We start from the raw sequence: 20,830 nt of genomic DNA on the forward strand, positions 1-20,830 counted from the left end.
CCCGCGCTGGTCCGTGCCGTGGCCGTCAGGTGCCGGCTCTGCGCACCTACCCGCGATCGTAGGGGCCTCGTTGGCCGGCATGTTCGGGTCTGCGGGGTGAGGGCTCTCACACGCCCGGTCGAGCGACGGACATCGGCCGTTCACCGGACCGACATGGTTGCCCGCGCACGCCACGACCGGGGGCACTTGCCCGGCGGGAGGAGCCCCCCGTGCCGTTCGTCGTGCGCCGCACGCTGCTCGAACGGCTGACCGGCGTCGATCTCGCGCGGATCGGTCCGACGCCGCCGAGGCGTTGGTCACCCGGTCCCACCAGGTGAGCATCCGGCGTCGCGTGCTGCGCCGGATGCGGCGCGGCAGCACGACGGCCGACGGCCGGCGACCCGCGCCGGGGAGAGCGCTGGGTCGCCGGCCGTCGGTGGACCGTTGGTTCGGTGGGACGGGTCAGGCGGTCTCGGTGATCGGGCGGTCGACCCAGCTCATCATGCCGCGCAGCTTCTTACCGGTCTCCTCGATCGGGTGCGCCGCACCCTCGGCCTGCCACTTGGCGAAGTTGGGCCGGCCCGCCTCGTCCTCGGCCACCCACTCGCGGGCGAACTCGCCGGACTGGATCTCATCGAGGATCTTGCGCATCTCCTCCTTGACCCGGGCGTCGACGATGCGCGGGCCACGGGACAGGTCGCCGTACTCGGCGGTGTCGGAGATGCTGTACCGCATCTTCGCGATGCCGCCCTCGTACATGAGGTCGACGATCAGCTTCAGCTCGTGCAGGCACTCGAAGTAGGCCACCTCCGGGGCGTACCCCGCCTCGGTGAGCACCTCGAAACCGGCCTGCACCAGGGCGGTCGCGCCGCCGGCGAGCACCGCCTGCTCGCCGAAGAGGTCGGTCTCGGTCTCCTCGGTGAAGGTGGTCTTGATCGCGCCGGCCCGGGTGCCGCCGATCGCCTTGGCGTACGCCAGGGCGAGCGCGAACGCGGTGCCGCTGGCGTCCTGCTCGACGGCGACCAGGACGGGCACGCCCTTGCCGTCGACGTACTGGCGACGCACCAGGTGACCGGGGCCCTTCGGCGCGACCATCGCCACGTCGACCTCCGCCGGGGGCTTGATCAGCCCGTAGCGGATGTTGAAGCCGTGGCCGAAGAAGATGGCCTTGCCGGGGGCCAGGTGCGGGGCGATCGACTCCTCGTAGATCTTGCGCTGGGCGGTGTCCGGGGCGAGCACCATGATCACGTCGGCCTCGGCGGACGCCTGCGCCGGCGTGACCACCCGCAGGCCCTGCTCTTCGGCCTTGGGACGGCTCTTCGAGCCCTCCGGCAGACCGATCACCACGTCGACGCCGGAGTCGCGCAGCGACAGCGCGTGGGCGTGTCCCTGACTGCCGTAGCCGATCACCGCGACCTTCTTGGCCTGGATCAGGCCGAGGTCGGCGTTGTCGTCGTAATACACCTCAACACTCATGGAACTTCCCTTTCGGTACGACGGCCCGGTCGGCCCGTCGTGGTTGGTGCGGATGGGTCGGCTCAGGCGGCCCGCAGCGCGGGACCAGCGGTGATCGAACGCGAGCCGCGCCCGATCGCCACCAGCCCGGACTGGACCATTTCCTTGATGCCGAAGGGCTCGAGGTCGCGCAGCAACGCGTCGAGCTTGTCATGGGTGCCGGTGGCCTCGATGGTCAGTGTGTCCGGTGCGACATCGACCACCCGGGCGCGGAACAGGTTGACCGTCTCCAGCACCTGGGCTCGCGCGGACCGATCGGCGCGGACCTTCACCAGCAGCAACTCCCGGGCCACCGAGCCCTGCGGATCCAGCTCAACGATCTTGAGTACGTTGACCAGCTTGTTGAGCTGCTTGGTGACCTGCTCCAGGGGGGACGACTCCGCGTTGACCACGATGGTGATCCGGGAGACGTCCGGGTTCTCGGTCTCGCCGACGGCGAGGCTGTCGATGTTGAATCCGCGCCGGGAGAACAGGCCGGAGACCCGGGCGAGGACGCCGGGCTTGTTCTCCACGAGCACCGAGAGCGTGTGCATGGTCATGCGGTGGCCTCGCTTCGCTCGGTCCTGGCATGACCATGCGCAGCACGGAGTTTGATGATTCGTTCGCTTCGTTCACTCATGGTCAGATGTCGTCCTCGTCGAAGGCCGGGCGAACGCCACGGGCGAACATGATCTCGTCGTTGCTGGTGCCGGCGGCGACCATCGGCCAGACCATGGCGTCCTTGCCGACCACGAAGTCGATCACCACAGGGGCGTCGTTGATCTCCATGGCGGCGGCGATGGTCTTGTCCACGTCGTCGGCCGTCTCGCAGCGCAGCCCCACGCAGCCCAACGCCTCGGCGAGCTTGACGAAGTCGGGGATGCGGTGCTTGTGGGTGCCCAGCTCGGTGTTGGAGTACCGCTCGTTGTAGAAGAGCGTCTGCCACTGCCGGACCATGCCGAGATTGCCGTTGTTGATCAGGGCGATCTTGACCGGGATGCCCTCCAGCGCGCAGGTCGCCAACTCCTGGTTGGTCATCTGGAAGCAGCCGTCACCGTCGACCGCCCACACCACCGTGTCCGGCTTGCCGACCTTGGCGCCCATCGCCGCCGGCACCGCGTAACCCATCGTGCCGAGGCCGCCGGAATTCAACCAGGTGTACGGCTTCTCGTAGGAGATGAACTGCGACGCCCACATCTGGTGCTGGCCCACACCGGCCACGAAGATCGCGTCCGGGCCGACGATCTCGCCGAGCCGCTTGATCACGTACTGCGGCGACAGGGTGCCGTCGGACGGCTCGTCGTAACCCAGCGGGTAGCGGTCACGCAGGTCGTTCAGCTGGGTCCACCAGCCCCCCAGGTCGGTGCTGCGCCCCGCCGACCGCTCGACCGTCACCGCGGCGATCAGCTCGTCGATGACGTGCTTGGCGTCGCCCACGATCGGCACGTCCGCGTGCCGGTTCTTGCCGATCTCCGCCGGGTCGATGTCGGCGTGCACCACCGTCGCGTCCGGGGCGAACGAGTCCAGCTTGCCGGTGACCCGGTCGTCGAACCGCGCGCCCAGGGCGACGATCAGATCCGCCTTCTGCAGGCCGTACACCGCGGAGACGGTGCCGTGCATGCCCGGCATCCCCAGGTGCTGCTGGTGCGAGTCGGGGAACGCGCCGAGCGCCATCAGCGTGGTGACCACCGGAATGCCGGTCAGCTCGGCCAGCCGGCGCAGCCCGTCGGTGGCGCCGGCCTTGAGCACCCCGCCACCGACGTAGAGCACCGGCCGACGGGCGGCGGCCATCAGCCGGGCCGCCTCCCGGATCTGCTTGCCGTGCGGGTGCAGGGTGGGTCGGTAGCCGGGCAGATCCAGGGTGGGCGGCCAGGAGAAGGTCGTCGGCGCCTGGAGCACGTCCTTGGGGATGTCGACCAGCACCGGACCGGGCCGCCCGGTGCTGGCCAGGTGGAACGCCTCGGCCAGCACCTGCGGGATCTCCTCGGCGGTCTGCACCAGGAAGTTGTGCTTCGTGATCGGCAGGGTGATGCCCTGGATGTCCGCCTCCTGGAAGGCGTCGGTGCCGATCGACGGGCGCGCCACCTGGCCGGTGATCGCCACCATCGGCACCGAATCCATGTACGCGTCGGCGATCGGCGTGACCAGGTTGGTCGCACCCGGCCCGGAGGTGGCCATGCAGACGCCCACCTTGCCGGTGGCCTGCGCGTACCCGGTCGCCGCGTGCCCGGCGCCCTGCTCGTGGCGGACCAGGATGTGCCGGACGGTGGAGTCGTAGAGCGGGTCGTACGCCGGCAGGATCGCGCCACCCGGGATGCCGAAGACGACGTCGACGCCGAGCGCCTCGAGGGACCGCACGAGCGAGCCGGCGCCGGAGACCTGAGCCGGAGCGGTGGGGCGTACCGCCGGGGTGGCCGGAATGGCCGCGGCGCGCGTGGTGGCGGGGTCGACGTCGCTGGCCGGCTCGGCGGCCGCGCGGGCCCGCCGGGCGGTGTGGGCGAGGGTCTCGGGCGTGGGTCTCGTCATGGCGGTTCTGGCCTTCGGCTGGAGCGGCTGGGGCTGGTTCAGCGATGCGACTCGGGCGGGCGCCCGTCGCGACAGGTTCCGACGGCAATAAAAACGGCCCTCGTGCAGATGCACGGGGCCAGCGCACTCTCGATGACGGAGAGTGCGCTCAGGTAAGTACTCGCAGCGACCGGTACGACGACATGCGGCTAAGCCTGACGCATCTCACGCGATGAGTCAACTGATCTCACATGTTGGTCAACGGAGGACGGCGCGTCGGCCTTCGGCGCGCCATCACCAGCCGGTGTGACCTGCCCAGACCGGCCCGCGGACCGGCGTGGTGTGGGCAGCGGCGCGGGACGCGCACCGGGCGAGGTCGCCGCCTCCAGCATCGCCTCCAGGTGCTCGGCCGGCACACCCCAGCCGAAGAGCGCACCCTGACCGAACCGGCACCCGGCGGCCACCACCGCGGCCAGCTCGGTCGGCGTGGTCACCCCCTCGGCGATCACCTCCAGCCCCAACTGGTGACCCAGCCGCATCACGATGTCGACCATCGGCGCGAACGCGGGGCCGTCCTGGCCGACCGGGTGGACCGGCTCGTGCTCGGCGACCAGACTGTGATCGATCTTGAGGATGTCGATGGGCAGGCGACGCAGCTGCCCCAACGACGAATAGCCGGCGCCGAAGTCGTCCAACGCGATCCGCACACCGGTCAGCCGCAGCGCGGTCAGCCGGCGGATCAGCTCGTCCAGGTCGGTCGCGACCGCGTGCTCGGTGACCTCCAGCACCAGCCGCTGCGGCGGTACGTGGTGGGCGCGCAGCGCCTCGGCGACCTGCACCACGTACTCCGGGGCGTGCAGCTCGCGCGGGGACACGTTCACCGACACCCAGACGTCGTGCCCGTCGGCCAACCAGCGGGAGAGCTGGTAGCAGGCCTGATGCAGCACCCAGGCGCCGAGCGTGGAGATCATCCCGCACTCCTCGGCGAGCGGGATGAACTCGTCCGGGCGGATGTTGCCCAGCTCGGGATGATGCCAACGGAGCAGCGCCTCGGCGCCCACCGGACGCACCGACGGCAGCGAGGCCACCGGCTGGAAGGCCAGCCGCAGCTCGTCGCGGTCGATCGCGCCGCGCATCTCGTGCTCCAACGTCGTACGCCGGCGCAGCAACTGGTCGTAGGTGGCGTCGTAGCGCTCGATCCGGTTCTTGCCGCGCTGCTTGGCGTAGCGCAGCGCCAGGTCGGCGTGGCGCAGCAGCAGCTCCACGTCGGGCTCGCCGGCCCAACCGGCCACCCCGATGCTGACCGACAGGAAGACCGGCCCCTCCGGCTGGTCGTACGGCCGGTTGACCACCCCGAGCAGCCGCTCGGCGACCCGATCCGCGTCGGCCGGCCGACCCGCCATGAGGACGGCGAACTCGTCGCCGCCGAGCCGGGCCGCCACGTCACCGGGACGCAGGTTGCCGCGCAGCCGGCGGCCAACCTCGGCCAGCACGGCGTCGCCCACGTCGTGGCCGCGCATGTCGTTGACGTGCTTGAAGCCGTCCAGATCCAGACCGAGCAGGACGCACGGGGTGCCCGCCGCCGCGCTGTCGTGCAGGGCGCGCAGCAGTCCCCGCCGGTTGGCCAACGAGGTCAACGGGTCGGTGTGCGCCAGCTCGCGGAAGTGCGCCTCCCGCTCGGCCAGCCGGCCGGCGTAGTCCCGGACGTCCTTGAGGGTCAGGTACTGCCGGGCCACCAGGGCGAAGCCCTCCACGCTGCCGGCCACGATGCCCGCTGCCGTGAACCGGCCGTCCTGGAGGAGGTGGTACATCGCCGAGGCGGCCATCGCCAGCATCGGGGCGAGCGCGTACTCCCCGTCGCGACCGATCAGGTCCAGTTCGACCTGCCCCGGCCGGTCGGCCCGGTACACCGCGAGCGCGACGGTCAGCAGGCCGGCGGCGAGCACCGCCGCCCCGGTCAGCGCCAGCACCGGGCCGTCCTGGCAGAGCCCCGCGCTCAGACCCAGACCGCCGCAGCTCACCCCGCTGATACCGGCGCCGAGCGCGGCCAGCCGCCGGCGCGGGGCGGCGGCGCGGAAGATGACGATCACGGCGAGCCCGGCGCCGAGCGCGGCGCTCACCGTGGCGACCAGGATCGCCGGGCAGGCCATCGGGGTGGCGTCGCCGAGCAGTCGGGTGGGCTCGGAGAAGAGCACCCAGCCGACGAACCACAGCGCGGCCGCCATGGTCAGGCCGTCCAGGGCGAGGCGGGCGGTGCCCGCGCCGGTGGCGGCCACCCCCGGCAGCCGGAGCAGACCGGCCGCGAAGGCCAACCCGCTCACCGCGGTGCCGATCGCCGCGACGGTGGCCCATCCGGTGCGCTGCCCCTGCTCGTGGACCCAGTGTTCGTTCGCGGCGAGCGCCGCCACCACCCCGGTCATGAGGCTGAGCAGGGACATCCCGGCGGCCAGCGCGAGCAGCACGTGTGCCGGCCGGCGCGGTCCGGTGCGACGGCGGGCGACCACGGCCAGCAGGGCGGCGGCCGCTGCGGCGACGAGCCCGCTCAGCGCCGCGACCGCGACCATGCCCGGGGGGAGATGCACGTCCTCCAGAGTGCCGGATGACCGCTCGCCGTGGGGGACCAGGTGTGCATCTGTTGGGACACGGCACACACGCCCGTCGGTGGGTGCGGCGGCGGTGTCATGCTGATACGTATGCCTGAGCTGCGGTCGAAGACCTCCACGCACGGTCGGACGATGGCCGGCGCCCGGGCCCTCTGGCGGGCCACCGGGATGACCGACGACGACTTCGGTAAGCCGATCGTCGCCATCGCCAACAGTTTCACCCAGTTCGTGCCCGGTCACGTACACCTCAAGGACATGGGCGGCCTGGTCGCCGACGCGGTCGCCGAGGCCGGCGGCGTGGGTCGGGAGTTCAACACCATCGCGGTCGACGACGGCATCGCGATGGGCCACGGCGGGATGCTCTACTCGCTGCCCAGCCGCGAGCTGATCGCCGACGCCGTGGAATACATGGTCAACGCGCACTGCGCGGACGCCCTTGTCTGCATCTCCAACTGCGACAAGATCACCCCGGGGATGCTGCTGGCCGCACTGCGGCTCAACATCCCGACCGTCTTCGTCTCCGGCGGCCCGATGGAGGCCGGCAAGACGATGGCGATCGAGGGCGTCGTGCACAGCAAGATCGACCTGATCGACGCCATGATCGCCTCCTCGAACGAGTCGGTCACCGACGAGCAGCTCGGCGAGATCGAACGCTCCGCCTGCCCGACCTGCGGCTCCTGCTCCGGCATGTTCACCGCCAACTCGATGAACTGCCTCACCGAGGCGATCGGCCTGGCGCTGCCCGGCAACGGCTCGACGCTGGCCACCCACGCCGCGCGCCGGTCGCTCTTCGTCGAGGCCGGCCGCACCGTCGTCGACATCGCCAAGCGGTGGTACGACGGTGACGACGACTCGGTGCTGCCCCGCACGGTGGCCTCCAAGGCCGCGTTCGAGAACGCCGTCGCCCTCGACGTGGCGATGGGCGGCTCCACCAACACGGTGCTGCACCTGCTCGCCGCGGCCCGCGAGGCGGAACTGGACTTCGGCGTCGCCGACATCGACGCGATCTCCCGGCGGGTGCCCTGCCTCGCCAAGGTCGCGCCGAACTCGCCGAACTACCACATGGAGGACGTGCACCGGGCCGGCGGCATCCCCGCGATCCTCGGCGAACTGGACCGGGCCGGGCAGCTCAACCGGGACGTGCACGCCGTGCACTCGCCCTCGCTGGCGCAGTGGCTGACCGACTGGGACGTGCGCGGCGGTTCACCCACCCCGACCGCCGTCGAGCTGTTCCACGCCGCACCCGGCGGGGTCCGCACCACCGAACCGTTCTCCACCACCAACCGCTGGTCGTCGCTGGACACCGACGCGGCCGGCGGCTGCATCCGCGACCGCGACCACGCGTACTCCGCCGACGGCGGCCTGGCCATCCTGCACGGCAACCTCGCCCCGGACGGCTGCGTCGTGAAGACCGCCGGCGTTCCGGAGGAGTGCCTGACCTTCCGCGGACCCGCGAAGGTCTACGAGTCGCAGGACGACGCGGTGACCGCGATCCTCGCCAAGGAGATCGTCGCGGGCGACGTCGTGGTGATCCGGTACGAGGGCCCCAAGGGCGGCCCCGGCATGCAGGAGATGCTCTACCCCACCTCGTTCCTCAAGGGACGCGGACTGGGCCGGTCCTGCGCGCTGCTCACCGACGGCCGCTTCTCCGGCGGCACCTCCGGGCTCTCCATCGGCCACGCCTCCCCCGAGGCCGCCTCCGGAGGACTGATCGCCCTGGTCCGCGAGGGCGACGAGATCGTCATCGACATCCCCGGCCGGTCGATCTCCCTCAACGTCCCGCAGGACGAGCTGGAGGCGCGCCGGGTCGCCGAGGAGAAGCGCGACAAGCCGTACACCCCGACCGACCGGCAGCGCCCGGTCTCGGCGGCCCTGCGCGCGTACGCCTCGATGGCCACCTCGGCCAGCGACGGCGCCTACCGCCGTGTCCCGGAGTAATCGGCCCGCGCGCTCGACAGTGGATCGCCGATGGTGGGGTATCCGAATGGATCGGACACCCCACCATCGCTGACGTCGTCGGCGAAACACGGTCCGCGAATGTCGGTCCCGTGGGCTAGCGTGTCGTCGATCGATTCGGGGAAAGCCCGGATTTCTGCGGGAAAGAGGCGTGTACGTGTCAGTTGGCAAGAAGTCCGTGGCGGTGGCGGTCTCGGCGCTCACCGCGCTCGCTGTCTCCGCGTGCGCCACGACGTCCGGCGGGTCCGAGTCGCCAAAGCAGCCCAGCGTCCTGGAGCTGCTGGCCAGTGACCTGAAGGGGTCGCTGCAGAAGACCGTCGAGGCCACCGACAAGAGCGACTCGGTGACCGTGACGATGTCGGGCACCGCAGGCGGCGAGAAGGTCTCGATGAAGGGCGTCCTGGACCTCGGCGACCCGGTCAAGGCCGAGATGACGGCGACGGACGCGAAGGGTGCCGCGACGGTCGTCCGGATGGTCGGCGCGGTCATCTACGTCGAGATTCCGGCGAAGGACCGCGCGGGGATGAACGGCAAGCGCTGGATGAAGATGGACCTGAGCGCCGCCGGCGAGCAGGCCGGGATGGACTTCGGCAAGCAGCTCGAGGACATCGATCCGACCAAGCAGGTCAAGACGCTGCTCGCCGCCGAGGGCACGAAGGTGCTCGGGCAGGAGACGGTGAACGGGGCGGCCACCGTCCACTACACCGTCACCACGCCGATGGCGACCTACCTCGCTCAGCTCGACGCGAAGCTGCGGGCGGGCGTCGAGCAGCAGATGACCAAGATGGGCGTCAAGGACATCACCACCGACCTGTGGGTCGACGAGCAGTACCGGCCCCGCCGGGCGGCCCTGAAGATGGGCCCGCTGGGCGACCTGGTGATGGACTACACCGACTACGGCAAGGCGGTGACCATCGAGACGCCGCCGACGGCGGAAACCCTCGACTTCGCCGAGATGCTCAAGGGTTTGCAGGGCCTGACCGGCAGCAACTGATCAGGACCGGAAGACTGCCCGGCGGGCGCGCAGGCGCGCCCGCCGGGCAGTGCCGTGTCCACCCGCTCGTCGTTCCCGGCTGACAGCCGACTCCGGATCAGCCGAGGTCGCGCAGGTCGAGGGCTTCGGCGAGGAGGCGTACGCCGTCGTCGTCGTGTCGGTGCACGGTGCAGCCGGCGCGGGTGAAGCGAACGGTGACCACCTGCCCGGCGTGCCGGGCGGCCAGGCGTGACAGTTCCGGCTCGGGATCGGCGACGGCGCGAGGCCCCGAGCAAGGCACCGGGATGGGCGCCGTCGGGTCGGTTGGGGCGGCCCCAGCGACGGCATCGGTCAGGCACTCGACGCACCAGGAGAGCGCGGCGGCCAGACTCGGCCGGTAGGGGAAGTCGTCGGGGCGGACGGGCGCGTCCCGGGGCTGCACCTCGACAGACCAGCGCAATCCGTCGGCCAGCAGGGGGTCTGCGGCGTGGTGCCGCAGGTCGCACACGGCCACCACGAGGGCCAGGTCGAGGCCGAGGGCGAGCCGCAGCAACTCGGCCAGCGGCGGCGCGTCGGGAGGCACCGCCACCACGACCAGGCGGCCGGCGGCAGTGCCTCGCCCGGCATCGCGCACCTGCTGCCCCACCGGGTCAGCTCCGGCCCAGTGCAGGGTGACGTACCCGTCGCGGAGGTCCTTGCCGATCTGCTGCCCACCGTCGGCGTCGGCGAGGTCTTCGGGTCGCGCACCGAGGACGGCAGCCCAGGAGCCGAGTCGGTAGCGGTCGGGAAGCTGGACGACGGGCTTGCCGCCCGGTTGGGTGGCGACCAGCGGGGCGACCTCGGATGTGCCGGCCCGCCAGGTCAGGTGCACCACCCGGTGCCGTAGGTCGGTGACGGTGACCAGCACGGCCCGGTGCAGGCGGTGGGTGTCGCCGCAGGTGAAGCAGGACAGTGCGGACGGGCGCAGGCCGGCACCGCAGCAGTGCGGGCAGTCGTGGTCGGCGGGACGACCACCGAGCCGGCAGTCGCAGGTGCGCAGCCGGCTTCCGGGCCGGCAGTCCGGGCAGGGTCGCCAGTCGACGGGTTCACCCCACCAGGACGGATCGGGTGGCTCGTAGCCGCGACTCACCGGCACCCGAACCCGCCGAACCACCTGCCCGGTGGGCTGCTCGGCGAGGATCTCCGCCGGCTCGCCGGCGCGCAGGGTCGTGTGCCACCAGCGGCCGTCGCGCCACAGGGCCTGCGCGCCGGGCAGTTCCTCGCCAAGGGCCGCGTCGACGCAGTCAGCGAGCACGCGGCGTTCCAGCTGGTCGACGTCCACGGCCGGGGCGACGGGCGGGCGCGGCGAGTCGGGGCGCAGCAGCCGGGCGGGGGCGGCCAGGCCGCGCTCGGCGAAACCGGTGAACGCGTCAGCCACGTCGGTGCGGGCCAGCACCTCCGGCAGGTCCCGGCACCAGCCGGGCGGTCCGGGTGGCACCGGCGAGCCGGGCACCTCGTACCGAATGGCCCAGCCGAATCCCGCGCCCTGCCGGCGGGCCTCGACGACGAGGTCGAGCAGCAGCAGGTCGGCCAGCGCGCACAGCCGGGCCAGCCGTGCGGCCGGGTCGACAGTCGCCAGCGCGGTGGATCGACCCGGCAGCAGCCGCCAGGGGGCGTGATCGGCCCGCAGGATGGCATGGGCCTCCAGCTCGTGCCGCAGCGCTGCGGGCAGGTCGGGCCGCCACTGCCGGTCCAGCCACAGCGAAGGCACGTCGGCATCGTCCAGGACCGCGCCGACGGTGGCGGCGAGTTCGCGTACCCGGGACGAAAGGTCGACCACCCAGCGACCCGCCGGGTCGCGGTGGGGGTCGAGGCCGCCGGGCACGACCTGGTGGGACGCGACCGCGCCGGTGTCCAGGTTGGCGACGGTGACCACGAGCTGCGCCCGTCGCCGGCCGCGCCGACCGCAGCGATGACAGGGGTACGCGACGCTGCCCGCGCCGCGACACTGCTCGCAGCTTCGGTACGCCTCCCGGCGCGGCCCGAGCACGTCGGCGTCGGCGTCGGCGTCGGCGTCGGCGTCGGCGTCGGCGAGGAACCGGTCGCCGTAGGTGGTGCACCGGCACGGTTCCAGCGTGAAGGTCATCCCGTCGCAGTCCGGGCAGACGACGACGGGCGCGGTGGTCACCGGCACCGCCGGGCCGTGCAGTCACCGTCGTGTTCCACCCTCCGCACGCACCGCCGACCGCCGTCGAGGGGCAGGTCGCAGAACACCCGATGGCGTACGCCCTGGGCGTCCTCGGCGGACACGGTGGTCTCACCGGCGTCCACTTCGGTGAGGAAGGTCAGCGAGCGGGCCAGGGTGCCGGCGAAGTGCTGGGCGGCCGGCAGGTCGGCGGCGGTGAACGGCAGGTGCGCCACCCACCGGGCGCTCATCGGCGGGCCGCCAGGTCTTCGCGGGCCCGCCGTGACTGCCAGCACCTCAGCGCGTCCTTGATCCGCTCGGTCTCCCGCCGGCTGCTGCCCAGCGCCGCGTACACCTCGGCCAGGTCGTCGGCGACCTGGCCGAGGAACTCGGCGACCTCCACGGCGTCCACGCCACGCCGGCCACGCCGGGTGAACCGGCGCCCGCGGATCTGCCAGGGCTTCAGGGGTACGTAGTTGGCCGCCCGATAGGACACCGGCCGGGGTGGCTCGGCCCGGAGATGACGGAGAAACGCGCGCACGAAGCAGCACCACCCTTCCTCGCTTTTGATCGACATCAGCCGGCGTGGGAATTGCGCGCACACGCCACTGTCGGACCAATCTTGTAAGGTCGGAAGCACCATCGCAATGAATGTCGACTCACACTGTTCCGCTATTTGTGGGCAACATTCCGCTGTTGCAGAGCGGCTGTCGGGATGTTGCAAAACTCAACAGGAAGGAGGGCCGGGTGGCCGACGACATGGGCTCGACGGTGCCCCGACGCCAGCTCGGCAGGGCGCTGCGTGACCTGCGCACCGAGGCGGGAGCGACCCTGGACGCGGTCGCCGAAGCGCTGGAGTGCAGCCGCCAGAAGGTGTGGCGGATCGAGAGCGGGCTCGGCTCGGTGCGCGGCGTCGACGTCCGCGCCATGTGCGAGTTGTACGGGGCGACGGGCGAGCTGACCCGGGCGCTCATCTCCCTGGCCGGCGAGACGAAAGCGAAGGGCTGGTGGCACGCGTACGGCGATGCCGTCCCGGAATGGTTCGAGCTGTACGTCGGCCTCGAATCCGCCGCCTCCCATCTGCGCTTCTACAACGAAGCAATGGTTCCGGGTCTCCTACAACATCGGGGTTACGCACTGGGCGTCTACCAACACCGAGCGGAGGTGAGCGATGAAGAGCGCGAGTGCCTGGTACAGGTCCGCCTGCAACGCCAAGCTCTGCTGAGACGCCGCCTGCCTCCACCTCCGAAGCTGGACGTGATCCTCTCCGAGGCTGCCCTCCTGCGGACAGTCGGCAGCCCCGAGACAATGACGGATCAGCTCAATCACCTGCTGATGTTGGGGGACACAGCGACCAACTCGATCCGAATCCTGCCGCTCACTGCCGGCCTGCACCGTGGCGTCGAGGCGGGATCCTTCGTGATGCTCGACTTCCCGTTGGGCAACCGGGCCCTTCCGGAGCCTTCGGTGGTCTACTGCGAGTCCTGGACGGGCGCCCTCTACCTTGATCGCCCGGACGAGTTCGCAGCCTACGAGCAGGTCTGGTCAAGCCTGGATCAGCTCGCCCTTGATGAAGGACAATCAAGGCACCTAATCAACAAGATCATCGGGGAGGTCCACCATGGCTGATCTGACCGGCGCCCGCTGGCGCAAGAGCACCCGCAGTGGCAGCAACGGAGGTGAGTGCGTCGAGGTCGCCGACAACCTGCCCGGCGTCGTCGCTGTCCGCGACAGCAAGGACCCGCACGGCCCGGCTCTCACCTTCTCCCCCACCGCCTGGGCAAGCTTCGTGCGCTCGACCCGCATTTCCCGCTGAGACTTCGGTGGGTGTCTCGGGGTCTCCCGGGACACCCACCCGCTGCGAGGGCTGCGCTCGACGACCGAGTTCGGCTAACGTGCGGCGGTGACCATCGGCGATGTTAAGGTGACGATCCGGAAGGGCGATCAAGCGCTCGACAACGCTCGGATGAGCATCGAGAAGGCCAACGCCAAGCTCGTCGACGCGACCGCGCTGGCAATCGCAGCCCTACACGACAGCGAACGCGGCGAGGCCAAGCAGTCCCCGAAGGCCCTCCGTGAGGCTGCCGACGAGGTCGAGTTGGTGCTTCGCCGAATCAAGGTTGCCAAGGACCATGCTGCCGCCTACCTCGCGATCATCCGATGAGCGGAAGCCTCGGCGAAGTTGTCGCCCAATGAGAAGCGCCATCGACACCCTGCACGGCGCCGCCGTTGTCGCGCGACGCGCTCAGGCCGACGCGGAACAGGCCAACGGGCACTACACCCAGGCAGCGCAGGGCAGCAGGCATCCCGAACTCACCGGCGCTGTGACCGAAAGCAAGACCGCTGGCGAGAACGCCGGCGAACTCGCCCGCCTGATCAGCGAGGCGGCCGATCGCGTCGGTGCCTATTCCAATGCGGTCGCTCCCGGCTCTGCCCCAACCGCGCAACCATCCGACTCGGCCACGCCGTCCGGTGAGGATCTACTCACCGAGGCCGTCGAGCGCGATTCCGCGCGGAGGAACGCCGCTTCCTTCCTGAGTACGATGACCAGGAAGGTTGAGGACGTCCAGGAGAACACCCAGAAGTCGGTGGCGGCGGCCAGGGAAGCGTTCACGATCATTCGGGGCCCGCAGGGTCCATCAGGGGCGCAGCAAGCCGGGACCACAACCCCGACGGTCGGCCCTACGGTAGGGCAGCGTCTCCTCAACGAAGCACCGGATGCGGCGGGACACCTCGTCGTGGTGGGGTTGGTGGCGAGCATCGCCGTCCACCGCTCCGTTCAATCAATCCGCAAGGGAATAGCGAGGTTACGAGATCGTGAGCGTACGGACCGAGTTCAGCGACCTGATTCGCGCGATGGCACGGCGTGACTGGGGCACTGTGGACCAACTCTTGGACGGGCTGGAGGCCTCCGGATGGCGCGGCGGGAACCAGATGATCGGCGCAGCGTTCGCCATCGCGGTCAACGACCGCTTCGGCGCTGCCCGCTCCCCCACCGACGTCGCTCGCTTCGTGGCCGAGACGCGCACGCAGTTTCCGGGCGCGGAGTCGCTGCCCACCCTGGAGATGGAAGGCCTCGTCCGCGCAGCCCTCGGCGAGGTCGGGCTAATCGACAATCTCAGCCCCGAGACCGCCCTTCAGATGCAGATCGTGTTCCTCGGCAAGCTGCTTCAGGACCGCGATCCCACCGAGACGCAGCTTGAAGAGTTCATCGCCGACGTGGAGCGCACGGCCGCCGAGTACATGTAACCAGCGAGGGCTGCGTGCCACCTTCATCTCCGATAGTGTCCGTCCGACCACGCAAACGTGAAATCGTTAGCGCGATCATCAGACGGAGGGCGGCATGGCCAGCATCGAGGAAGTCAAGGCGGCGTTGATGCAGGCCGCGGAGCAGGGCAACTCCACGATTAACCAGATCCGGGCCGCCGCCGACAACACCGAACAGATGCTGGCCCGGCTACGCGCCATCTCCGCTGGCACCGGCCACCCGGCGATCGCCGAAGCCATCGCACGCGGCGAACAGAGCAAGCAGCGCCTCGCCGAAGCCATGGCACTCGTGCAGGGCAGCTCGGAGGCCGCACGCCGCTACATCAGCGTCCTCGGCTGAGGCGCATCAGTCCAAATGAAGTGCGCGACTCGACTGAGAGCCGTCGGTAGCACTCGGGGATGCATCGCAGTCAGCTACCGGACACAGTCGCTGACAGGGACCAAACCGCTGACGCCAACGCCTCCGAGCGGCAAGCGGAATAGGCCGGGCGGATCACCTGACATCCAACCGGGCAACTCTTTCCGTTCGTACGCCCCAACAGTTGCGCCGCTTTCAGACCCGGCTCGCGAGTAACTTCTCGTACCACCGCCTTCACGAGGAGTTACTTGCATGTCTGAGGAGACCTGGCTCGCTGCCCGCTTGATCCCTACGTCGGGTATCAACGGAGCGGAGGAACAAGAGCGTCGAGCGACCTCCGCCCTGCTGGCAGTCATGAGCGCGGTCCGAGAGTTCGGGCGTGTCCTGACCCAGTCCCTCGGCGCACCGGCCGGATCGGTGCAGACCTTCATCGAAGTCCCGTTCAAGCTCGGAAACCAGCAGCTCTTTCCCGACGGTCTCATCCGTGTCACACGAGGACAGCGGCAGTGGACCGCGCTGGTGGAGGTAAAGACCGGCAGCAACGCGCTGAAGACCGAGCAGTTGGAGGCATACCTGGACATTGCCCGGGAGCAGGGCTTCGATGCCCTTATCACGATCTCCAATGAGATCGCCCCCGTCCCGGGTCAACATCCGACCGCGATCGATCGCCGGAAATTGCGCAAGGTCGCCCTGTACCACCTGCCCTGGACGGAGATCCTGACCCAGGCGGTGATCCAGAAGGAATACCGCGGCGTCGCTGATCCGGACCAGGCGTGGATCCTGGGCGAGCTGATCAGGTATCTCGAGCATCCCCGCTCAGGCGCGTTGGAGTTCAGCGACATGGGGCCGGCCTGGGTGCAGGTGCGCGACGGAGTGTCAGCCGGAACACTGCGGGCGAGCGACAGCGGAGCGGCGGACGCGGTCGGGCGCTTCGACGCCCTGATCCGGTACGCCTGCCTGCGTCTCGGCAGACAGTTGGGCACTGATGTCACCCCTGCGCTGAGCCGCCGCGATCTGAGCGATCCGGCCGCACGTAGCCAGGCGCTGGTCAACCAGCTCTCCACTACCGGCACGCTGACCGGCAGCATCAGGATTCCAGGCGCGGTCGGCCCTCTCCACGTCACGGCCGATCTGCGGGCCGGGCAGATCGTCTGCCATGTCGATGTGGACGCCCCACGCACCGGCAGACCGACCACGAGGGTGAACTGGTTGATTCGCCAACTGAAGGACGCGCCGGAGACGATTCGTATCGAGGCGTTCGTCATGCATGCCCGAGGTGGTGGCGCGACCGACCTCCTGCGCCAGGTCCGCACCGAGCCTACGACGCTGATCATCGACCCTGCCCGCGAGCTGCGGGCGTTCCGGGTCGCCCAGAGCACGGCGGCGGGAACGAAGCGTGGCAGCGGACGGGGGGCCTTCATCGATTCGGTATTACAGGCGATCGACGACTTCTACGAGAAGATAATCCAGAACCTGAAGCCGTGGATGCCGGCGCCGCCGCGCCTGCGTACGCCCGAAGACGTCGCGCCCGTGCAGCCGGTCGCGGCCAGCCTCGTCTCCACCGCCATCTCGTCCCAGGACAGCCCGGAGTTCGATACGCCGACGGCGAGGGACAGCAGCTCCGCAGTTGGCGGCCAGTTGGAGGAGTGATCCGAAACCCCGATGAGCGCTGCGCGTGATACCTCAGAGCCATCAAGATGACTGTGAGGTATCACGCTCACTGCGGTCTTCGCCCCGGTGCCCGCCTAGCCGGTGACGAGGTTGATGGCCACGCCGATCGGGATCGATGCCGCCAGACCCCCGACCAGCCGCCACATCAGCCGGTGCCGGCGCCCGCCGGAGCGCCACCGCGGTAGTCAGCGATGGGGGTGGTGACGCCAGCGATCACTTGAAGAAATCTTCAACCTGATACCAGGGCGCAATCCCGCACGGCGCCTGCCTCTCAGGCCGTTCCGCGTGGTTTACTCGCGGGGAACGGCCGCAAGGCCAGGAAATCAGAGGGCACAGCCATGTTGTTGAGTTTCCGCTTTGCCAACCACCGGTCCTTCCGGGACGAGCAACAACTCAACCTCACGCCGGCCTACCGCGATGGTGACCCAGGGCCGGCGGTCCGAGTGGCCGGCATCTTCGGTGCCAACGCCTCTGGTAAGTCCAACTGCCTGGACGCTCTGGCGTTCATGCGCCGCTTCGTGATCTTTTCTGATCGGGAGGTCGAGCCAGGGCTTGGCGTGGCTCGCGAGCCGTACCGGATGACGGCTGAATCGCTCGACGCCCCGTCCCACTACGTCGTCGACCTCAGCCTGAACGGGGTGCGGCACACGTACGGCTTCGCCCTCGACAACGACGGCGTCGTCAACGAGTGGCTCTACCACTATCCGCTGAAGAGAAGGCGGCGGGTCTTCGAGCGCAACGGCGACACTTTCGCCTGGGGCGAAGACTCGAACCAACGCGTACTGCTGGAGCGGATCGCTGAGGTCACCGCTTCCACCGCACTCTTCGTCAGCACCATCGCCCGCTTCGATCACCGACAAGCGGCACCGGACGAGCCGGGGAGCGAGCCACTGCGCGCTGTCTACCGGTGGTTCCAACGCATGTCCACGCGGAGCCAACCCCAGGTGGGCGGCAGCTATCGATCCGGCTGGCCGCAGAGCGACGCCAGCCGGCGTACCTTGGTCGAGTTGTTGCGGGCGGCCGACGTAGGGATCGTCGACGTCGTCGAGGTGACCAGCACGGTGACCGAGGAGCAACCCACGCTCTTCCGGCCTTCGGACTTGGGACCAGAACCTGGCAACGAGCGAAGGATGCTGCGAAACGAGCGCGCACACGGCAGGGCGAGCCGGGAACGGAAGCGGTTGAAGTTCGCCCACCAGGGGCCGGCGGGCGAGGTCCAATTCGAGTTGGACGAAGAGTCGACAGGGACCCAACACCTACTCGGGCTCGCCATCGAAGCCGCCGATGTCCTCAGCCAAGGCGGCACCATGTGTGTGGACGAGATAGATGCCAGCCTGCATCCACTGCTCACCGCGAAGCTCATCGGCCTGTTTCAGTCCACCGCGTCGAACCCCCGGCACAGTCAGCTCATCTTCACCAGCCACGACGCGGCTCTGCTTGGCACCATCGACACCGAGGAGATCCTGCACCGTGACGAAATCTGGTTCACGGAGAAGGCCGCCGACGGAGCATCCACCCTGTACCCGTTGACAGACTTCAAACCGCGTAAGGAGGGCGAGAACCGCCAACGGCGATACCTCAACGGCAACTACGGCGCGATTCCGGACCTCTCGACGTATCTGTTCGAGCAGGCACTCGCGGCACGAGGACCGGTGGATGGCGAAGCGACAGACTGACCAGCAGCAGCGCAAGGGCCGAGCGAGGGGCGACACAAGCCGCGTGACCGACCTTCGTCGCAGAGACTCCACCAGGGAGCAGCGGCAGACCATCCTCGCAGTCACCAACGGTGCAGCGACTGAACGGGTCTACCTCGAAGGGCTCCGGCGGGAGCCGTGGCTTGAGCACCGCCTCGTCGTAGCGGTGGAGAGAGGGTCACCCATCGACGCGGTGCGAGGCGCGGCCCGCCGGCGTGACGACAGTGAGCCATTTTCATCCTGCGTAGCGGTCGGCTTCGACGTGGTGCAGGACGAGGATGGCCTGCACGATCGCGGTTGCTCGGCGTGGGCAGCAGCGCAGCTTGACCAGGATTCTCCAGGTCTTGAGTGCGGCGATCGCGCGTTCGCCTCGGGCGCGGATCTTCGCGTGGGCCCGGTTGACCGTCTTCTGCCGGCGTGACAGCTTCGGTCGGAAGCGGCGCCGCTTGAACGGGGTGCGCACGCTGCCGTGGGCGCCTTGATAGCCCTTGTCCGCGAAGGTCATCACGTGGGCGCTGGTCAGGGCGTCGATGATCCCGTGGGTGCGGGCGGCGGTCAGGTCGTGCGTCGAGCCGGGCAGCGCGGCCGATGCCCAGACGAGACGCCCGGCCGCGTCGGCGATGACCTGCACGTTCACGCCGTGGCGCTTGTGCTTCCCGGAGTAGTACGGCTTCTGGTCGGCGACCCGGTCGATCGGGATCAGGGTGCCGTCGAGGATTGCGTAGGCGAGCAGCCGGATCCTGGTCATGGCCGTGGCCAGGTTGTCGGCGGTCGCGGCGAGCAGGTCGATGGCCTCGCGGACATAACCCAGGCCGTCGTGACGCCGATCTCGAATCCGGCGGCCAGGCGGGTCAGGGTGTCGCCGTTGCGCAGGTGGGCCAAAGCGAGCAGGGCTTGCCGACCGGGGTCGAGGCGTCGCCACCGGGACCGTCGCTGCTGGCGGCGGGTTCGGATGAGGGCGGCGAGGTGGTTCAGGCTGCGGGTGGACAACGGAATCGCGGCAGGGTAAGACAGCACAGCGAGGCTCCCGGTTGGGGCATCTGATCTTGGTCGACTGCTGTCTTACCGGGAGCCTCGTCCTACATGGACACCGGCCTCCCGTACCGCCCGTGACCTGCACCCTCACGATGAAAATGGCTCACTGAACGGCGTTGGTACTAGATGGCTTGCGCGGTGTGGGGGCAGTCGATGCCGGTGGAGATTGACAGGATCTTCAGGGCTGCGGATTTCCCGACGGCCGTGGCCCTGGTCGCTGCCGCGGTCGACGTCCGGGACGGCTCGTCAGGGCGGGGCGGCGAGTTGGGCGTGCAGGTGTGGCTGGTTGCGCTTGACGGTGAGGATCCAGTACGCGCCGAGTTGCGCGAGGTAGGCGACGTGCTCGCGCTGGCAGTGCAACGCGTCCGGGACGACCTCATGGGCCGAGTCCTTCATGCCCTGCTCGCGGGGATGGGCAGGGGTGCTCGCGAGCAGGCTCTTCTGTGACCTTCCCTGGCGGTGAACCTTCGCGGGGTAAATCCACGTTGTATCAATGAACCCCGTTCCCCCTGGCAGTCGTCGGAGTACCCCCAAGTGGCCGGTTCGAGAAGGATTCCCTCGCGGGCGCTACGAGATTGAACACCAGGGACGGGCCTCAACCGCACTAGGAGGAGAAAAGTATGCCCGCATCGGAAATGGAGAGATCCCGGCTCCCCGGGCTCATCCACAGATATGTCAACTATCATAAGAATACCCCCAGGCCCGACCAGATGTCGGTTTGGATATTCAGAAAAGAACCCGGAATCGAATTTGGGGTATTTCGCGATACGATGGCTGGGCTTGAGAATCAAGAGATCTTTTCCGGTCTGCCAGATGAAACTAAGCAATATATTGTAGAGACGCTGCAATTGCCGGTGCCCGCCCATCTACGGCCGGCCCCTCGAAGTGCGCCGTCTTTTTCTGTGGTGCCGTCTGCTGCGTCGATGTCGGCGGGTTACGGGGGGGCGGGGTATTCGGCTTACGCTCCGTCTTCTTCTGTGGTGCCGTCTTCTTCTGTGGTGCCGTCTTCTTCTGTGGTGCCGTCTTCTTCTGCGGTGCCGTCTGCTGCGTCGATGTCGGCGGGTTACGGGGGGGCGGGGTATTCGGCTTACGCTCCGTCTTCTTCTGTGGTGCCGTCTTCTTCTGTGGTGC

At 69.3% G+C, this 20,830-nt stretch carries 19 protein-coding genes and 1 pseudogene; 11 read left to right on the top strand and 9 right to left on the bottom strand.

All coding sequences use genetic code 11. The features are described from left to right. Nucleotides 1-441 precede the first annotated feature (441 nt). The 4 genes from ilvC to AB0H52_RS03865 form a co-directional block, all read right to left on the bottom strand. On the bottom strand, nt 442-1,455 hold the full coding sequence (ilvC, locus tag AB0H52_RS03850; protein WP_357945060.1) for a ketol-acid reductoisomerase: 1,014 nt from the start codon (nt 1,453-1,455) through the stop codon (nt 442-444). 62 nt (nt 1,456-1,517) lie between these two features. Then, entirely contained in the window at nt 1,518-2,033 is a 516-nt protein-coding gene (gene ilvN / locus AB0H52_RS03855; RefSeq protein WP_151490559.1) for an acetolactate synthase small subunit, read from the bottom strand. Between the two features lie 82 nt (nt 2,034-2,115). After that, nucleotides 2,116-3,999, bottom strand: a complete 1,884-nt coding sequence (locus AB0H52_RS03860; protein WP_151490558.1) for an acetolactate synthase large subunit — start codon at nt 3,997-3,999, stop codon at nt 2,116-2,118. A 188-nt stretch (nt 4,000-4,187) separates the two neighbouring features. Next, nucleotides 4,188-6,560 (bottom strand): bifunctional diguanylate cyclase/phosphodiesterase, encoded by a 2,373-nt coding sequence (locus tag AB0H52_RS03865; RefSeq protein ID WP_357945064.1) that lies wholly within the window; start codon nt 6,558-6,560, stop codon nt 4,188-4,190. 111 nt (nt 6,561-6,671) lie between these two features. On the opposite strand from AB0H52_RS03865, the gene ilvD reads away from it, so the two are divergent. Beyond that, nucleotides 6,672-8,519, top strand: a complete 1,848-nt coding sequence (gene ilvD / locus AB0H52_RS03870) for a dihydroxy-acid dehydratase (protein WP_278123808.1) — start codon at nt 6,672-6,674, stop codon at nt 8,517-8,519. 175 nt (nt 8,520-8,694) lie between these two features. After that, nucleotides 8,695-9,531, top strand: coding sequence for a hypothetical protein (locus AB0H52_RS03875; RefSeq protein WP_357945067.1), 837 nt, complete (start codon nt 8,695-8,697; stop codon nt 9,529-9,531). A 97-nt stretch (nt 9,532-9,628) separates the two neighbouring features. Here AB0H52_RS03875 and AB0H52_RS03880 read toward each other — a convergent pair whose 3' ends face one another. The 3 genes from AB0H52_RS03880 to AB0H52_RS03890 are packed head-to-tail and all read right to left on the bottom strand — an operon-like array spanning nt 9,629 to nt 12,215. After that, nucleotides 9,629-11,677, bottom strand: a complete 2,049-nt coding sequence (locus AB0H52_RS03880) for a hypothetical protein (protein ID WP_357945070.1) — start codon at nt 11,675-11,677, stop codon at nt 9,629-9,631. Then, nucleotides 11,674-11,925 carry a hypothetical protein gene (locus tag AB0H52_RS03885; protein WP_151490554.1) on the bottom strand — a complete coding sequence of 84 codons (252 nt, stop codon included), beginning with the start codon at nt 11,923-11,925 and terminating at the stop codon, nt 11,674-11,676. Before AB0H52_RS03885 ends, AB0H52_RS03880 begins: the two co-directional genes overlap by 4 nt. After that, nucleotides 11,922-12,215, bottom strand: a complete 294-nt coding sequence (locus AB0H52_RS03890; protein ID WP_225854566.1) for a DivIVA domain-containing protein — start codon at nt 12,213-12,215, stop codon at nt 11,922-11,924. The genes AB0H52_RS03885 and AB0H52_RS03890 overlap by 4 nt, the downstream gene beginning before the upstream one ends. 206 nt (nt 12,216-12,421) lie before the next feature. Here AB0H52_RS03890 and AB0H52_RS03895 point away from each other — a divergent pair, with 206 nt between their 5' ends. The 8 genes from AB0H52_RS03895 to AB0H52_RS03930 all read left to right on the top strand — a co-directional run bounded on the left by AB0H52_RS03895 (nt 12,422) and on the right by AB0H52_RS03930 (nt 18,646). Next, nucleotides 12,422-13,303: a helix-turn-helix transcriptional regulator gene (locus AB0H52_RS03895; protein ID WP_357945073.1), complete on the top strand. Its 882-nt coding sequence runs from the start codon at nt 12,422-12,424 to the stop codon at nt 13,301-13,303. Further along, nucleotides 13,296-13,490 (top strand): DUF397 domain-containing protein, encoded by a 195-nt coding sequence (locus AB0H52_RS03900; protein WP_357945076.1) that lies wholly within the window; start codon nt 13,296-13,298, stop codon nt 13,488-13,490. Before AB0H52_RS03895 ends, AB0H52_RS03900 begins: the two co-directional genes overlap by 8 nt. A gap of 87 nt (nt 13,491-13,577) precedes the next feature. Next, nucleotides 13,578-13,838 carry a hypothetical protein gene (locus tag AB0H52_RS03905; protein ID WP_151490550.1) on the top strand — a complete coding sequence of 87 codons (261 nt, stop codon included), beginning with the start codon at nt 13,578-13,580 and terminating at the stop codon, nt 13,836-13,838. A gap of 28 nt (nt 13,839-13,866) precedes the next feature. Beyond that, complete coding sequence (locus AB0H52_RS03910; protein ID WP_357945079.1) at nt 13,867-14,544, top strand: hypothetical protein; 678 nt, start codon at nt 13,867-13,869, stop codon at nt 14,542-14,544. Further along, nucleotides 14,492-14,923, top strand: coding sequence for a hypothetical protein (locus tag AB0H52_RS03915; RefSeq protein WP_357945082.1), 432 nt, complete (start codon nt 14,492-14,494; stop codon nt 14,921-14,923). Before AB0H52_RS03910 ends, AB0H52_RS03915 begins: the two co-directional genes overlap by 53 nt. Nucleotides 14,924-15,017: 94 nt before the next feature. Then, complete coding sequence (locus tag AB0H52_RS03920; protein WP_151490548.1) at nt 15,018-15,281, top strand: hypothetical protein; 264 nt, start codon at nt 15,018-15,020, stop codon at nt 15,279-15,281. Nucleotides 15,282-15,551: 270 nt separating this feature from the next. Beyond that, entirely contained in the window at nt 15,552-16,949 is a 1,398-nt protein-coding gene (locus AB0H52_RS03925; protein ID WP_151490547.1) for a stress response protein, read from the top strand. A 359-nt stretch (nt 16,950-17,308) separates the two neighbouring features. Next, nucleotides 17,309-18,646, top strand: coding sequence for an ATP-binding protein (locus AB0H52_RS03930; RefSeq protein ID WP_151490546.1), 1,338 nt, complete (start codon nt 17,309-17,311; stop codon nt 18,644-18,646). 253 nt (nt 18,647-18,899) lie between these two features. Here AB0H52_RS03930 and AB0H52_RS03935 read toward each other — a convergent pair. Together AB0H52_RS03935 and AB0H52_RS03940 are read right to left on the bottom strand one after the other, a co-directional pair. Beyond that, nucleotides 18,900-19,681, bottom strand: a pseudogene (locus AB0H52_RS03935) (transposase family protein). 264 nt (nt 19,682-19,945) lie between these two features. Then, the gene (locus AB0H52_RS03940) at nt 19,946-20,095 is read right to left on the bottom strand and encodes a hypothetical protein (protein ID WP_192580309.1); all 150 of its coding nucleotides are present in this window, start codon (nt 20,093-20,095) and stop codon (nt 19,946-19,948) included. A gap of 224 nt (nt 20,096-20,319) precedes the next feature. On the opposite strand from AB0H52_RS03940, the gene AB0H52_RS03945 reads away from it, so the two are divergent. After that, nucleotides 20,320-20,830 (top strand): hypothetical protein (locus tag AB0H52_RS03945; protein ID WP_357945087.1); only part of this gene is annotated, 511 nt, incomplete at its 3' end.

The sequence above is a fragment of the Micromonospora sp. NPDC050695 genome (assembly GCF_040654415.1).
In the GTDB taxonomy this organism is placed as follows: domain Bacteria; phylum Actinomycetota; class Actinomycetes; order Mycobacteriales; family Micromonosporaceae; genus Micromonospora.